Consider the following 14,293-nt stretch of genomic DNA (forward strand, 5'->3'; position numbering starts at 1 on the left):
TGGGGTGGACGAGGCGAATCGTCTTGTCTGCACCCCGGGTCCATCGGGCCACTGCCAGGCTGAGCGAGTCGCCCTTCGGGGACGACCTGGCTGAGAGTTGCAGGGCTCGGTGGCCCGGGACGCGCAGATCGGCCATAGGGCTATGCGCCAAGGACCCGGCAAGGTCCCGGAGCGCCTCAGTGAGCGACCGACCGTCACGTCCCGGACCGGAGTGCTGAATCCGTGGGCTGACGGAAGGAGCACTCTCATGATTGAGGCTACGCCCACCTACGCCGGGATCGACTGGTCCTGGCAGCACCACGCGCTGTGCATCGTCGACGACGACGGACAGCGCATCGAGGAAGCAACCGTGCCGCACACACGGCCCGGGTTGACCAAGATCACCACCCTGCTGCGTCGCCATGGCGTGGAACGGATCGGGATCGAGCGCGGCGACGGACCGGTGGTCGAGCACCTGATCCGCGACGGGTTCGAAGTCGTCGTGATCAGTGCACGGCAGGTGAAGTCACTGCGTGCCCGCTACGGCTCCGCGGGGAACAAGGACGACCGGTTCGACGCGTTCGTGCTGGCCGACGCGTTGCGCACCGACGCCGGTCGCTGGGCGATCGTGCAACCAGACAGCGAACAGACGATCGCGCTGCGGATGCTGGTGCGCGCCCGCCACGATCTGATCGATCACCGGATCGCCGTGCACAACCAACTGCTCGCAGTGCTGCAGCACAACTTCCCCGGCGCGATCGGCCTGTTCAGCCAGCTCGACATCCCCATCAGCCTGGCGTTCCTGCGCCGATTCCCCAGCGAAGCCAAAGCAGCCTGGCTCAGCGAGCTGCGGATGGCGCACTGGCTCAAGGCCAACGCATACTGCGGCCGCCACACCCCGACCCGGCTGGTCGACCACCTGCACGAAGCTGCGACCGGCCGCGTCAGCGGCGCGGCAGCCGAAGCCAGCGAGGTCATCGTGCTGACCCTCGTTGATCTGCTCGCCACCCTGCGTGATGAACAAGCCCGGCTCGAGGCCCGGATCAAGGAAGCACTCCTGGCTCACCCCGACGGCCCGATCTTCCAGTCCCTGCCCCGCGCCGGGACCGTCCGCGCAGCCACCCTGCTGGCCGAGATCGGCGACTGCCGGGCCAGGTTCCCCGACCCCCCAGCACTCGCCGCAGCCGCCGGCGTCGCACCATCGACCAGGCAGTCCGGCAAGCACCTCAACGTCGCCTACCGACGCGGCTGCAACAAACAACTCCGGGCAGCACTGGTCGACTGGGCCCAAGACACGCCCCGCGCGAACGCCTGGGCACGCGACACCTACGACCGCGCCCGAGCCCGCGGCTGCCGACACCCCCACGCAGCAAGAATCCTGGCCCAAAACTGGACCAGGATCCTGTGGCGCTGCTGGCACGACCACACGCCCTACAACCCCGACCTACACGGCCGACTCAACAGCCTCCTGACGAAGGCTGCTTGACATAGGGCGCTCAGGCGGCCACCGAGACCAGCAGGGAGACCATCATCGCCACCACCAGGGTGTTGAACAGGTAGCTGATGAACATGTGCCCGGCGATCGTGCGGCGCATCCTCGGGGCGATGACCGCCACGTCACCGGGGCCGAACGAGACCTGGGTGGTCAGGCCCAGGTACAGGTAGTCACCGAAGACCCGGTCCTCCCCGCCCGGGTCGTCCGAGGCAGCCGGGTCGCCGGGGGACGCCGGGTCGCCCGGGAAGCGGAGCCCACCGGTCTTGTGGTCCATCCGGGCCAGGTGCAGGGCGTAGGCGATCAGGGTGCCTCCCCAGGCGCCGGTGACCAGCATGACCGTGCTGACCACGCCGGCGACATCGCTGCGCAACCCGCGATCGACCAGCAGCGCCAGGACCGCCAGCAGGGCGATGATCGCCAGGAAGACCGGCCACATGGCACCGTCACCGCCGACGTCGTCGGGGCGCTGGCGCCGGTACAGGAACGGTAGTCGGCTGGTTTCGCGGCGCAGCACGGCCCGGCGCTTCGACAGGGCCAGTGCCCGGCGCAGGGTGGTCCCGCGCAGGCCGACGAAGGCCACCAGGGTCAGCACGGCGTAGCAGACCAGGAACCCACCGAAGGTGGCCATGTAGTAGACGATCGCGTCCGCCGAAGTTTCCCGGGGCAGGGTCGGGTTGACCACCAGCGCCGCCACCACCATCGGCAGCAGCGAGACGTTCGCCCGAATGGCATCCTCGGCCAGCAGCGCGGTGCGCCGTGGCAGGCCCTCGACCAGCGCACGGCGGCGTTCCCGGGCCTGCCGGCGCCGCGAGGGGGCCGCCGGCGCCCGCTCGGGGGCGGCGGTCGGGGTGGCCTGACTCGTCTGTGACATGATGCCCCACCCTAACCGGGCCACGGTTCGGTCAAGTTCGGTGTTCCACGCCACCCGGGGGCCCGGCGCAGGCTAGTTTTTCTGACATGACTGAGATCAACCTCGACGAGTACTACGACGCCGTCGTGTTCGACAGCAATGGCGAGAAGGTCGGTGGCGTCGGCCAGGTGTTCCTGGACGAGGAGACCGGGAGCCCGTCCTGGGTGACCGTGCGCACCGGGCTGTTCGGGCTCAAGGAGAGCTTCATCCCGCTGGTTGACCACCGCCTCGAGGACGGCGTGCTGCACGTCGACTTCACCAAGGAGTTCATCAAGGATGCCCCCCGGCAGGACCCGGAGGCCCCGATGACGGTCGCCGAGGAGGACGCGCTGCAGGCCTACTACGGCACCGAGGACGAGCCCGAGAAGATCCAGGCCGCCTACCAGGAGCGGATGGCCGAGGCCGGTCGCGGGGCCGCGCCGGCCGACCAGGAGGAGTTCCAGCGCGAGCACGCCGAGGACGAGGTCGTCAGCGAAAAGGACGGGGCCGACCTGCTCGAGGACGCCCAGCAGGAAGACTCGGTTCTCGCCGACGACGATCGTCCGGTGGACCTCGACGACGAACACTGAACCACGAAGACTGACCCGGCGGGCGGGCAGTGGACCTGAGCGAGCGCTCACCCGCGTCGACGCCGCATCGCCACGACTCGCCCATACCGCCCTAGGATCACTTCATGAGCGAGCTGACACCCGCCCCCCAGCGCCCCCCGCACCGTGCCATCGTGATGTCGCGGGGCCTGGGCACCCGCATGCGCGCCGAGGCCGACGAGGCGCACCTGAACAGCGAGCAGCGGGCGGTGGCCGACGCCGGGGTCAAGGGCATGGTCTCAGTCGGACGACCCTTCCTCGACCACGTGATCAGCGACCTGGCCGATGCCGGCTTCGACGAGGTGTGCCTGGTCATCGGCCCCGAACACCAGTTGGTGCGTGACTACTACGACTCGCTGAGCACCGACCGGGTGCAGGTCACCTACGCCGTGCAGGACGAACCCCTCGGCACCGCCAATGCAGTGTGGGCGGCCCGCGACTTCGCTGGCGACGAGCGGGTGTTGGTGACCAACGCCGACAACCACTACCCGTCCTATGCGGTCGAGAAGCTGCGCGCAGTGGACGGCTCGGCCACCCTCGGGTTCGACCGTGGCACCCTGGTCGCCAACTCCAACATCACCGCCGAACGCGTGGCGAAGTTTGCGCTGCTCACCCGCGACCAGGACAACTGGTTGACCGGCATCCACGAGAAGCCGGACGCCGAGACCCTGGCCCGACTCGGTGACGAGGCGCTGGTGTCGATGAACTGCTGGCTGTTCACCCCCGCCCTGGTGGCGGCCTGCGGGCAGGTCGCGCCCTCACCGCGCGGTGAACTCGAGATCGTCGATGCGGTCCGCGATGCGATGGCTGCCGGGGAACGGGTGTTGGTGGTGCCGGTGGAGGCCGGGGTGCTCGACCTGTCGACCAAGCTCGACATCGGTGAGGTGGCGGCACTGCTCGTGGGCCGGGAACCGCACCTGTGAGCCTGCCCAACGTCGTCGACGCCTCCCCCCTGGGGCAACCCCTGGGCTGGTTCGCGCCCGGGCGCATCGAAGTGCTCGGCAAGCACACCGACTACGCGGGCGGCCGTTCGCTGCTGGCCGCGGTCGACCGCGGGGTGCGGGTCAACCTGATCCCGGCCAAGCACGGCATCACCGCCCGTTCCGGCGCGTTGCCCGGCGACCTGCGGGTCGTCCCGGGCGAACCGCTCAGCGTGCCCGACGGGCACTGGGGCAACTACCTGCAGACCGTCGTCGACCGGTTGTTCGAGAACTTCGCCCCACTGGCCCCGGTGGAGATCACCATCGATTCCGACCTGCCGCTGGCCAGTGGCATGAGCAGCAGTTCGGCGCTGGTCGTGGGGCTGGCGGTCAGCCTGGCCGAGTACAACGGCTTCACGGAAACCGCACGCTGGCGCAGCCACATCCACGGCCCCGAAGACCTGGCCGGGTTCCTGGCCTGCTTCGAGAACGGGATGAGCTTCGGCGACCTGGCCGGTCGTCGCGGGGTGGGCACCTTCGGCGGCTCGGAGGACCACACCGCGATGCTGTGCTGCCGCGACGGGCACCTCGGGCTGTTCTCGTTCGGCCCGATCCGCGAGGAGGCCGGCCTGGCGATGCCGGCCGACCACAGTTTCGTGGTGGCCGTCAGCGGGGTCGCTGCCGAGAAGACCGGCGCCGCCCGCGACCTGTACAACCGGGCCGCACTGGCGGTCACCGAGATCCTGCGCCGCTGGAACAGCGGTGCGGACGAGCGCGGCAGCGGCCCGCACGAGAGCCTGGCCGCGGCCGTCCGCAGTTCGGACGAGGCGCTGGGGCAGTTGCGGGCGCTGACCGGGGACGAGGACTACCTGCGGCGCCGGTTGGAACACTTCGTGGCCGAGTCCGAACAGATCATTCCCCGGGCCGTCGAGGCGCTGGGCGCCGGGGACCTGGCCGGTTTCGGGGAGGCCGTCGACCAGTCCCAGCACCGGGCCTCGGCGTTGTTGGGCAACCAGGTGCCGCAGACCGAGTTCCTCGCCCAGCAGGCCCGCACCCTGGGTGCGGTCGCCGCGACCAGCTTCGGGGCCGGGTTCGGGGGCAGTGTGTGGGCGATGGTGCCCAGTGCGGGTGCCGACGCCTTCGCCGAGGACTGGCTTGGCCGCTACGCGGTGCAGTACCCGGCCGAGGCGGTCACGGCGAGCACCATCCTGACCCGTCCGGGCGGGCCCATTCGTCCGATCATCTGACGAGGGCGGGCCTCACCCGGCCCGGGTGGCGGCCGGGGTCAGACCTCGATGTCCTCGTAGCTGCGCGGGTCCTCGATCGGCTCGAGGTGGATCAGGACGCGCAGTTCGGGCATCACCTCGTGCAGTGCCTCGGTGACGTCCTCGATCGCGTCGTGGCCCTGCTGCACCGTCCAGTCGCCGGGCACCAGCATGTGGCATTCCATGAACCGGCGGTGGCCGGACTCACGGGTACGGTAGGCGTGGAACTCGATCTCGCCGCTGCGGAACCGGTCGAGCACACCGCGCAGGGCCTGGTTGTCCTCCTTGGGCAGGGAGATGTCCATCAGGCCCTCGGTGGAGTCACGCAGCAGCTTCCAGCCGGTGAACAAGATGTTGATGGCCACCGCGAAGGCGACGATGGCGTCGAGCCGGTCCCACTTGGTCAGCCAGACCAGCGCCACCCCGATGATGACGCCGATCGAGGTGACCACGTCGGTCCACAGGTGCTTGCCGTCGGCCACCAGGGTCATCGAGCGGTGGCGCCGCCCGACCCGGATCAGCACCAGGCCGACCAGGCCATTGATCACCGAGGCGACCACCGAGATCGCCAGGCCGATGCCCACCTGTTCCAGCGGCTGCGGGTTGAGGAAGCGCTGCACCGACGAGACCACGATCACCCCGGCGGCCACGATGATCATGATCCCCTCGGTGGCGGCCGAGAAGTACTCGGCCTTGGAGTGGCCGAAGTGGTGGTTCTTGTCCGGGGGGCGCATCGCCACGGTCAGCGCGATCAGCGCCACCACGGCGGCGACCAGGTTCACCAGCGACTCGGCGGCGTCCGAGAGCAGGCCCACCGAGCCGGTGACCTGCCAGGCCGCACCCTTGAGCAGGATGGTCAGCAGGGCGGCCGCGATCGACAGCCAGGCGTACTTGCGCAGGTCGACGGGGGCGGAGTGCCGCGTGCCGGCCTGGGTCTCGGTACTGACATCAGTCACGCCTTGTATTGTCCCACGCCCGGTCCGGGTGGGTGCGGTCGGCTTCGTCCCATCGTCGGGGCGCGGGGGCGCGTTAGGCTGGCGGCATGGCGCGACTGTGGAGCGGGCTCCCCTCACTGTCCTGGATCAACCGCAGCACCGACAAGGTGCCAGTCGACGGGCTGGTGCTCAGCGGGGGTGGTGCCCGGGCCAGTTTCCAGACCGGGGCGCTGCGCTACCTCTACGACCGGGCCGGCATTGCGCCCAGCGTGATGGTGGGGACCTCGGCCGGCTCCATCCTGACGGCTGCGCTGTCGCAGTCGCTCGACCGGGAGGGCCAGATCGAGGCCCTGGACCGGGTCGAGGAACTGTGGCTGGGCATGCGCCACAGCACCGACATGTTCACCCCCCGCCCCTGGTTCCAGCGACTCCAGGAACGCGGCAGCGAATGGCTGGCGCTGGTCCAGCAGGAGTCGCAGCGCCCACCCGCGTCCATCTCGCTGCCCCGGATGGGGTTCTCCTCGAAGCGATCCCCCAGCGCGCCCGAGGTCGACGAGGACGAGCAGGTCGTCGACCCCGACGAGTTGAGCGGCGCCGAACTGACCCTGCACGTGGCCCTGACCGAACCGAAGCCGACCGGGCAGGCGTTGGGCCCGCAGGTGATCCTGCCGCTGTTGTCGATGCTGCCGCGGCTGCGCACCGCGGGGGGCGACCTGTCGCTGATCCTGCGCGGGGCCGATGCCTCCCGGTCGATGTACCACCCGGGCCGGGTGCTGACCCGCCTGCTGGACTCGGAGTTCTTCAGTTCCGAACGCACCCGCAACTCAGGGGTCACGGTGCGGGTCTCGATCGTCGGCCTGGAGTCGGGCGAACTGCGCTACATGACCGAGACCGGTGAAATGGTCGACCGGGACAACAACCCGATCCCCGACAGCCCGGTCGCCGACCTCAGCCTCGGGGTACTGGCCTCGTGCAGCATTCCCGGCGTCTTCGCGCCGGTGCGCATCGGCGACGACTGGTACGTCGACGGTGGCACCCGCGAGGCCACACCGGCCGAGATGGCCATCGGGCCGCTGGGGGTGGACCGGTGCTTCGTGGTGGTCTCGGCCCCGGCGGAGAACCCGCGGGCCGACTCCTTCGACTCGAAGTCGATGCTGCACATCCTGATGCGCTCGGCAGAGATCCTGACCGACGAGGCCGAACGCGACGAGGTCGCGCTCGCCCGCAGCAGTGGAGCGCTGGTGGTGGAGCCGGAACTGCTCGTCCACGACGCCATCACCGTCGACCCGGGACTGCTGCGCATCAACCGGGACTACGGCTGGCTGCGGGCCGCCGAGGCGCACCTGGGCCTGCCGCGCAGCGTGACCAGCGTGCACCGCAAGGTCATCGAACTGCGGATGGAGGCCCTGGAACTGGAACGCCAGGTGCTGGCCGACCCGAACGTCGAGGCGAACCTGTTGGAGCTGGCCCGGGTGAAGTTCCTGGTCCGCGACCAGCTCGAACTGCTCGACTCGGCCCGGGTGCCGGCGGACGCGCGCAGCTGGTGGGCCGACTGGGAGCCGCACGTCGAAGACGTCACGCTGCCGCCGACCTGGCTGACCCAGCGCCACTGAGGCGCTGGGGGTGTTGCGCGGGGACGCGCAGGAGGGGTGGCCTCAGATGAGGCTGTTGAGTTCGTCCACGCTCTCGAGCACGAGGTTGGGACGGTAGGGCCAGCGCTCGATGTCCTCGCGGGTGGTGATGCCGGTCAGCACCAGGATCGTGAACAGGCCCGCCTCCATGCCGGCGATGATGTCGGTGTCCATGCGGTCGCCGATCATCGCGGTGGTCTCGGAGTGTGCCTCGATCTTGTTCAGTGCCGAGCGGAACATCATCGGGTTGGGCTTGCCCACGATGTAGGGCGCGCGCCCGGTGGCCGCGGTGATCATGGCTGCCACCGCGCCGGTCGCGGGCAGCAGGCCGTCCCGGCTGGGGCCGGTCACATCGGGGTTGGTGGCGATGAACTTCGCCCCGCGGTCGATGTGGCGGATGGCGCCGGTGATCGCCTCGAAGGAGTAGGTGCGGGTCTCGCCCAGCACCACGTAGTCGGGGTCGGTCTCGGTCATGATGAACCCGGCCGAGTGCAGGGCCGTGGTCAGGCCCGCCTCGCCGATGACCGACAACTTGGCGCCGGGCTGCTGCTTGGCGAGGAAGTCGGCGGTGGCCATCGCCGAGGTCCACAGGTTCTCCTCCGGCACGGTGATGCCCGAGGATTCGAGGCGTGCGGAGAGGTCACGCGGGGTGAAGATCGAGTTGTTCGTCAGGACCAGGAACCGGTGGGAGGTGTCCACCCAGCGGTTCAACAGTTCGGTAGCGCCGGGCAGTGCACTGTTCTCATGGACGAGCACGCCGTCCATGTCAGTGAGCCAACATTCAATATCACGTGGAGTACGCACACCCCCAGCCTAGGTGCACCGACCCCGGAAAGGGGCATTGAGGGTCGACGTGCAGCCGCTGCGCGAGTGTCGGCACAGGTGTGCAGGCCGCTAGTATTGCCGCGCCCCTATAGCTCAGTTGGCAGAGCAAGGGACTTTTAATCCTTGGGTCGCGGGTTCGAGCCCCGCTGGGGGCACCCATTTCACAGCCGCTCGTGCAGCGCCATTCCCACCTACCCCGCAACGGTGCACTTGCCCACGTTCCGGAACGGCGGCAAGTGCACCGTAGCAGGGCAACCAGCCGAACGAGGACCTCTTTACAGTGCCCCTCCCGCGGGATACGGTGACGAGGCACGAACCGGACAGCCTTGTACGCAGGGACCATGTGACCGTCGTCCCCGGGCAGCCCGCTGCGCCGCGGATGGTGGCGCACCCAGACGAACGCACGCCGGACGAAGGGCACACAGTGCAGCCAGCAGCCACGCATCCCCGGGCTGGAGCCTGGCTGCTGGCATGCCTGCTGGCGCTGGCCTCATTCCTGCTGCCAGCCGCCCCGGCCGTGGCGGACCCGCGCACCGACTGCCTGCGTGAGGGGAACGTCTGGGTGGTCGTCCAGCCCGTCACCAGCCTCACCTGGACCGGCTGCGCGACCGAGTTCCCCACCGGGCTGGCGGCACTGGCGAGCGCGGGCTTCCGCGGTGAGGGCGACCCCTTCATCACCAGGATCAATGGGGTGCCCTCCAGCGTCGACGGCCAGCGCTACTGGGCCTTCTGGCACGCCACCCCCACCGCACGCGGCGGGTTCAGCGGTTTCACCTTCGCCCAGAGCGGCCCGAAGGCCTTCCGCCCCGAACCCGGCAGTGTCCTCGCCTGGACCCAGGCCACGCTGGGCAGTTCACCCTCGGACGCGATGCCCACCGTCACCCTGCCGGGAGAGCGTCGTCCGAGCCTGCTCGGCGACCAGGACGGCAACGGCCAGGCAGACCTGCTGGCGTTGAGCGATGCCGGGACGCTGCTGCTCTACCCCGTGCGCGGCGCCCGATTGTGCCAGCCGCATGCCACCGGCCAGGGGTGGCTGGCCCACACCTGGGTCTCGATGGTGCCCGACATCGACGGCGATCTCATCAGTGAACTGGTCGCCCGGCGCAACGACGGCACCTTGTGGCTCTACCGCGGCCTGGCCGGCGGTGAGTTCGGCGCACCACGGCTGATCGGGCGCGGGTTCGGCGAGGTGGAACTGCTCACCGTCATGCCGGACATCACCGGCGACGCGCTGCCCGACCTGCTCGCCCGCTCGCGCACCGGTGACCTGCTGCGCTACTCCTTCCCGACCGACAGCATGGACCCCGCCGGTGGGCTGCTGACTGGCGCGGCGGTGATCGGGTCGGGGTGGCAGGGCATCCGCCTGGCCGCCAGCGTGGGCGATGCCAGCGGGGACCAGGTGCCCGACCTGCTGGCGGTGACCCAGGACGGTGCCCTGCTGCGCTATTCCATCGAGAACGGCTCGATTGTGGCCGTGCACCAGATCGGCAGGAACTGGCAGTCGATGACCCTGCTGAGCTCGCCAGGTGACCTCACCCGCGACGCCCGGCGTGACCTGGTGGCCCTGCGCAACGACGGCACGCTGTGGCTCTACCCGCACCGCGGCAACGGGGCCTTCGGCCCGGCCTCCCAGCTCTCGGTGGGCCTGACCAACCTGGTGGCCCTGGCCTGAGCCGACCTAACCCTGTCGTGGCAGGCTTGAGGCATGGACGGCACACTCGGCGTGGTCATCATCGTGGTGGGCGGCATCATCGCCCTGGCCATCGCCGCCTTCGCCGACTGGCGATCGAAGCAGCGCATCGAGGCCGCCATGACCCAGGCCCCCGATCGTGGCCCGGCCATGGCTGACGCACCGGTCCCCGAGTACGTCCCCGAACCTGCCCCGGACGACCGGCCCCGGCGCCACCCCCTGACCGAGGACGAGCAGGCCACCCTGGCCGAGGACCTGGCCGGTGACCACACCCACACGGTGAGCGCCGTCCTGGCCGACGACCGGCTGGCGACCACCTCGGAGCCGCAGCGGGCCATCCTGCGCGGGCCGCTGGTGATGGTCTGCCCCGAGGGGATCGGCAGCCTGCGCGAAGTGCTGGACACCCTGGAACGCGCCTCGCAGCAGAAGTCGGGAATTGTGCTCGTCGCCCCGAGCTTCGACCCCGAGGTGCTCGACGTGATGAGCATCAACGTTGAACGCGGCATCATCGAGGCGATCCCCCTGCACGCCGACGCCGAGGTCTGCCAGCAGGTCGCCGGGCTCACCGGGGCGACCGGGGTGCCGCGGGCCGACCTGCAGTCAGGCTACCTGCCCCACTCGGTCTACGGCCGGGCGCTGGTGGTGGTCGCGGGGCTGGACGAGACGGTCCTGGTCGCACCGCCGGCCCAGGCGACCCCCGGGCTGGTCGGCGCCCCGGGGGGACCGACCCCAGTCCATCCCCGAACCTGAACCTGAACTGTCAAGTGAGTGTTGAGACACTCGTCCGGTTTCTGAGAATGCATTTTCAGGAAACATTTCGCTGTCAGATCCAGCCCGGCGACGGGCGGGCGAACGCCTCCCCAACACCACGAAATCCCTAGTCAACAGCAGATCAGCGCACCCACACAGGCAGCAATCACAATGTTGTAATTCCATTCCTGTAGTTCACCCTGCCCGCTGGGGGTGACCTTGGAGATCTGGTTGAGCCGCATTTGTCGGGGGGCCTAGATTCCCCGCGTCGGCGGACTACCGCTCAGGCGTGGGGGCGACCCCGGGGAAGACGTCTGGTGGTCCGCCCGACACACCATCCACTACGGGGGCCCGGGAAGGCCCCCGACACGGGAGCTTGCTGTGAAATTCACCAGGAAGATGCAGGCAGGGGCTGCCGCGATGGGGGTGACGGCCTCATTGGCCGTCGCCAGCATCGCGCTCAGCCCCGACGCCATCGCCAACTATGGGGCCGTCACGGCCACCACGGCGGTCAATATTCGTACCTCGCCGAGCACCAGTGCATCCATCCTGGGTGTGCTCTACGCGGGCAACAAGCTGACCCAGGTCGGCGCCATCACGGCAGGCTGGGTCCCAGTCAAGTACGGCTCGCGGACCGCCTACATCTCGGCGAACTACCTCACCGGGGCCAAGGCGAGCGAGAACTCGGCCGCCACCACGAAGTCCGGCGACACGAGTGCCGCCTGGACGACCGAACCGCTGAACGTGCGCACCGGCCCGACCATCAAGTACAGGATCATCACCACCCTGGCCAAGGGCACCAAGGTTGAGCGCACCGGGTTGGTCTCGGGTGACTTCACCCAGATCCTGCACGACGGCTCCCGCGCCTGGGTCTCCTCGACCTACCTGGGCCAGGCCCAGTCGTCCGGTGGTGGCTCGATCACCACCACCTCGTCGGTGAAGGCCACCGCCGCGCTGGCCGTGCGCAACCAGAGCGGACGAAGCATCGCCGGCTACACCGCCATTCCCAACGGCACGGTCCTGCCGGCCACCGGACAGCTGGCCGGCCACCTGACCGAGGTCGTCTGGCGCGGGGCCCGGGTGTGGGTCACGTCCGCCTATGTGAGCGCTGTCGGCAGCACCCCGAACCCCGAACCGGAGAAGCTCCCCGCAGAGATCGGCACCCGCTACGCCACCACCGCCCTGAACGTGCGCACCGGGGCCGGGACCAACTACGCGCTGGTCACCACGGTCGCCCAGGGCACTGCACTGAAGATCACCGGCACGGTGAAGAACGGCTTCGCCGAGATCAACTACAACGGCGCCACCCGCTGGGTCTCGGCGGCCTACCTGTCGAGCACCCCCAGCAGCGGCAACAGCGGCGGTGGCAGCGGCTCCGGCGGCGGGAACACCGGCGGCACGATCGACCTCAAGGGCTCCATCGGCCTCAACGGCCTCAAGCCGAGCGCCCGCAACATCGTCAACGTCGTGGCCTCGCGCTGGGGCCTGACCACCTTCTACGGTGTTCGTCCCGACGCCCTGCCCGACCACCCCAGTGGCCATGCGGTCGACATCATGCTGCCCCAGTGGAGCACCAGCGCCGGCAAGGCCCGGGGCTGGGAGATCGCCAACTACCTGCGGGCCAATGCCGCTTCCCTGGACATCCAGTACGTGATCTTCGACCAGAAGATCTGGAACGTCGCCCGGGACAAGGAAGGCTGGCGCACCATGGCCAACCGCGGCAGCGCCACCGCCAACCACAAGGACCACGTCCACGTGACCACCAAGGGGCTGTGAGCTGCGTCCGGACGCAGGGCCTGGTCGCTTGGTCGAGGACTGACCACGGCGTGACAGGCACCTGAACCGGCTGGGCCGAGGTGGGGATGCCACCTCGGCCCAGCGGTGTCTTTTGGGGCGCGGGCCCCATATCGACTATGCTCTTGCAGTCGCGTCCCCATCGTTTAGCGGCCTAGGACACCGCCCTTTCAAGGCGGCAGCGCGGGTTCGAATCCCGTTGGGGATACGAAAGAACTGCCGGAACCTCGTCCAGGTTCCGGCAGTTCGTCGTTTTGGGCCCGGCCCCTGACAGGCTCCGCCCGGGCGTGGGGCACCACCGCAGCCGTCGTCCGGCCCCCGTCGTTGGCGATGACTCTGATTCTCAATACCATGAGCGTGCCGCCATCCTTGGTGGCCGCGAGAGAAAGCAGCAGGCAATGACGCCAGACCCCTATGCCGCGCCGGCCGGTGCCTACGACTTGTTCAACGCACCCGCCCGCGCGGGACAGGTCGCCGCACTGGACGCCCTGCTGCCGCACCTGGACCCGACGGACTGGTTCGACCGGGTGACCGTGCGACGGAGGACTTCTTCTCTGCCACGCTGCCGCCGCGACTGGGCGAAGCGGTCCTGCTCGGCGTGATCGGACACTTCGACGCCGGGGAGCGGGCCGCAGTCCTGGCCGAACTCGCCGCACGCCTGCCGACGGGCGGCGCTGCACTGTTCGACCTGCAGCCACCCGAGCGACCCGAAGGAGGCAGCATGACCAGCACCGAGGTGAAGGCTGAGCACACCACCGGCGAGCACGAACACGGCACCGACTGCGGGCACGAGGCCGTCGAACACGGCGACCACGTCGACTACGTCCACGACGGGCACAAGCACGCCGCGCACGCAGACCACTACGACGAGCACTGAGCGATTCGTCCGACGCAGGCGACGGTTCCGCCACGCCGCCACCGGGTTGACCCGGCTGCGCGGTGGGGATGTGGGCCATCGCCTGCAGTGCGTCCTGCCGGGGCCAGCCACCGCCGATGAGGTGAGGGCTCCTCGGACGAGGCGAGGTCCGGCTCCCTGCCCGGGGAAGTCCCGGAGGGAAATGATTGGGTGGCCAGGGCCGGGTTCGAACCGGCGACCTTTCACTTTTCAGGCGAACGCTGCTACCAGCTGAGCTACCTGGCCGTGTTGGGTGATCCAACGCAAAAGCGGTGATGAGACCATCACCGCTTCAGCGACCCCGACGGGACTCGAACCCGCGACCTCCGCCGTGACAGGGCGGCGCGCTAACCAACTGCGCTACGGGGCCTTGGTGGCCCTAAGGCTGCCGCCTCTCAGTGAGGCAGCTTGAAGAACTATACCGACGTTGGAACTGATTGTGAAATCGGGAACCCGGACCCCTCGTCCGGGGGCCAATTCTGCTTGTCAGGCGAGCATCGAGCCGGACGAGGACGCGACCAGGAGGCGGTCTCCAGCGCGGCCCCGCGTCTGCAGCCCGGCCCCGCGTCTGCAGACGCCGGCGCCCCACTGGTGCCGTAGCCTGTTCCGAGCAGCAA

Annotated in this window: 13 protein-coding genes and 4 tRNA genes; 12 read left to right on the forward strand and 5 right to left on the reverse strand. The window is 69.3% G+C overall.

What is annotated here, in order from left to right; all coding sequences use genetic code 11:
* Window positions 1–247 precede the first annotated feature (247 nt).
* Window positions 248–1,465, forward strand: coding sequence for an IS110 family transposase (locus tag ACQE3C_RS05845; RefSeq protein WP_434537930.1), 1,218 nt, complete (start codon window positions 248–250; stop codon window positions 1,463–1,465).
* Between the two features lie 10 nt (window positions 1,466–1,475).
* Here the strand turns inward: ACQE3C_RS05845 and ACQE3C_RS05850 are convergent, their stop codons facing one another.
* Window positions 1,476–2,345: a DUF1345 domain-containing protein gene (locus ACQE3C_RS05850; protein ID WP_434538247.1), complete on the reverse strand. Its 870-nt coding sequence runs from the start codon at window positions 2,343–2,345 to the stop codon at window positions 1,476–1,478.
* 86 nt (window positions 2,346–2,431) lie between these two features.
* Between ACQE3C_RS05850 and ACQE3C_RS05855 the strand changes: the two genes are divergently transcribed.
* The 3 genes from ACQE3C_RS05855 (at window position 2,432) to ACQE3C_RS05865 (ending at window position 5,138) form a co-directional block, all read left to right on the forward strand.
* Window positions 2,432–2,953, forward strand: a complete 522-nt coding sequence (locus ACQE3C_RS05855; protein WP_434538248.1) for a PRC-barrel domain-containing protein — start codon at window positions 2,432–2,434, stop codon at window positions 2,951–2,953.
* Window positions 2,954–3,057: 104 nt separating this feature from the next.
* Window positions 3,058–3,894 (forward strand): nucleotidyltransferase family protein, encoded by an 837-nt coding sequence (locus ACQE3C_RS05860; RefSeq protein ID WP_434538249.1) that lies wholly within the window; start codon window positions 3,058–3,060, stop codon window positions 3,892–3,894.
* Window positions 3,895–3,896: 2 nt separating this feature from the next.
* Window positions 3,897–5,138, forward strand: a complete 1,242-nt coding sequence (locus tag ACQE3C_RS05865; protein ID WP_434538477.1) for a galactokinase family protein — start codon at window positions 3,897–3,899, stop codon at window positions 5,136–5,138.
* 38 nt (window positions 5,139–5,176) lie between these two features.
* Here ACQE3C_RS05865 and ACQE3C_RS05870 read toward each other — a convergent pair whose 3' ends face one another.
* On the reverse strand, window positions 5,177–6,112 hold the full coding sequence (locus tag ACQE3C_RS05870; protein WP_434538250.1) for a cation diffusion facilitator family transporter: 936 nt from the start codon (window positions 6,110–6,112) through the stop codon (window positions 5,177–5,179).
* Window positions 6,113–6,198: 86 nt separating this feature from the next.
* Between ACQE3C_RS05870 and ACQE3C_RS05875 the strand changes: the two genes are divergently transcribed.
* Window positions 6,199–7,704, forward strand: a complete 1,506-nt coding sequence (locus ACQE3C_RS05875; RefSeq protein ID WP_434538251.1) for a patatin-like phospholipase family protein — start codon at window positions 6,199–6,201, stop codon at window positions 7,702–7,704.
* Window positions 7,705–7,746: 42 nt separating this feature from the next.
* On the opposite strand, the gene ACQE3C_RS05880 is transcribed toward ACQE3C_RS05875, so the two are convergent.
* Window positions 7,747–8,487 (reverse strand): HAD-IIA family hydrolase, encoded by a 741-nt coding sequence (locus ACQE3C_RS05880; protein ID WP_434538252.1) that lies wholly within the window; start codon window positions 8,485–8,487, stop codon window positions 7,747–7,749.
* Window positions 8,488–8,629: 142 nt separating this feature from the next.
* Here ACQE3C_RS05880 and ACQE3C_RS05885 point away from each other — a divergent pair.
* From ACQE3C_RS05885 to ACQE3C_RS05915, 7 genes are all read left to right on the forward strand, one after another.
* Window positions 8,630–8,702, forward strand: a tRNA-Lys gene (locus ACQE3C_RS05885).
* A gap of 269 nt (window positions 8,703–8,971) precedes the next feature.
* The gene (locus ACQE3C_RS05890; protein ID WP_434538253.1) at window positions 8,972–10,219 is read left to right on the forward strand and encodes a hypothetical protein; all 1,248 of its coding nucleotides are present in this window, start codon (window positions 8,972–8,974) and stop codon (window positions 10,217–10,219) included.
* 33 nt (window positions 10,220–10,252) lie between these two features.
* Window positions 10,253–10,987 carry a hypothetical protein gene (locus tag ACQE3C_RS05895; RefSeq protein WP_434538254.1) on the forward strand — a complete coding sequence of 245 codons (735 nt, stop codon included), beginning with the start codon at window positions 10,253–10,255 and terminating at the stop codon, window positions 10,985–10,987.
* Window positions 10,988–11,368: 381 nt separating this feature from the next.
* A complete protein-coding gene (locus ACQE3C_RS05900) occupies window positions 11,369–12,763 on the forward strand; it encodes an SH3 domain-containing protein (protein WP_434538255.1) in 1,395 nt (464 codons plus the stop codon).
* A 153-nt stretch (window positions 12,764–12,916) separates the two neighbouring features.
* A tRNA-Glu gene (locus ACQE3C_RS05905) sits at window positions 12,917–12,989 on the forward strand.
* 190 nt (window positions 12,990–13,179) lie between these two features.
* Window positions 13,180–13,383: a hypothetical protein gene (locus tag ACQE3C_RS05910; protein WP_434538256.1), complete on the forward strand. Its 204-nt coding sequence runs from the start codon at window positions 13,180–13,182 to the stop codon at window positions 13,381–13,383.
* Complete coding sequence (locus tag ACQE3C_RS05915; RefSeq protein WP_434538257.1) at window positions 13,380–13,658, forward strand: hypothetical protein; 279 nt, start codon at window positions 13,380–13,382, stop codon at window positions 13,656–13,658. The genes ACQE3C_RS05910 and ACQE3C_RS05915 overlap by 4 nt, the downstream gene beginning before the upstream one ends.
* A 190-nt stretch (window positions 13,659–13,848) precedes the next feature.
* On the opposite strand, the gene ACQE3C_RS05920 is transcribed toward ACQE3C_RS05915, so the two are convergent.
* Window positions 13,849–13,922, reverse strand: a tRNA-Phe gene (locus ACQE3C_RS05920).
* A 50-nt stretch (window positions 13,923–13,972) separates the two neighbouring features.
* Window positions 13,973–14,046, reverse strand: a tRNA-Asp gene (locus ACQE3C_RS05925).
* Window positions 14,047–14,293: the final 247 nt, after the last annotated feature.

Source organism: Aestuariimicrobium sp. Y1814, assembly GCF_050113895.1.
In the GTDB taxonomy this organism is placed as follows: domain Bacteria; phylum Actinomycetota; class Actinomycetes; order Propionibacteriales; family Propionibacteriaceae; genus Aestuariimicrobium.

What these genes read in the sequence shown, in the direction of transcription:
- ACQE3C_RS05895 (WP_434538254.1), top strand. Translation starts at nt 10,253, where the DNA reads ATGGACGGCACACTCGGCGTGGTCATCATCGTGGTGGGCGGCATCATC.
- ACQE3C_RS05875 (WP_434538251.1), top strand. Translation starts at nt 6,199, where the DNA reads ATGGCGCGACTGTGGAGCGGGCTCCCCTCACTGTCCTGGATCAACCGC.
- ACQE3C_RS05855 (WP_434538248.1), top strand. Translation starts at nt 2,432, where the DNA reads ATGACTGAGATCAACCTCGACGAGTACTACGACGCCGTCGTGTTCGAC.
- ACQE3C_RS05860 (WP_434538249.1), top strand. Translation starts at nt 3,058, where the DNA reads ATGAGCGAGCTGACACCCGCCCCCCAGCGCCCCCCGCACCGTGCCATC.
- ACQE3C_RS05845 (WP_434537930.1), top strand. Translation starts at nt 248, where the DNA reads ATGATTGAGGCTACGCCCACCTACGCCGGGATCGACTGGTCCTGGCAG.
- ACQE3C_RS05880 (WP_434538252.1), bottom strand. Translation starts at nt 8,487, where the DNA reads ATGGACGGCGTGCTCGTCCATGAGAACAGTGCACTGCCCGGCGCTACC.
- ACQE3C_RS05910 (WP_434538256.1), top strand. Translation starts at nt 13,180, where the DNA reads ATGACGCCAGACCCCTATGCCGCGCCGGCCGGTGCCTACGACTTGTTC.
- ACQE3C_RS05850 (WP_434538247.1), bottom strand. Translation starts at nt 2,345, where the DNA reads ATGTCACAGACGAGTCAGGCCACCCCGACCGCCGCCCCCGAGCGGGCG.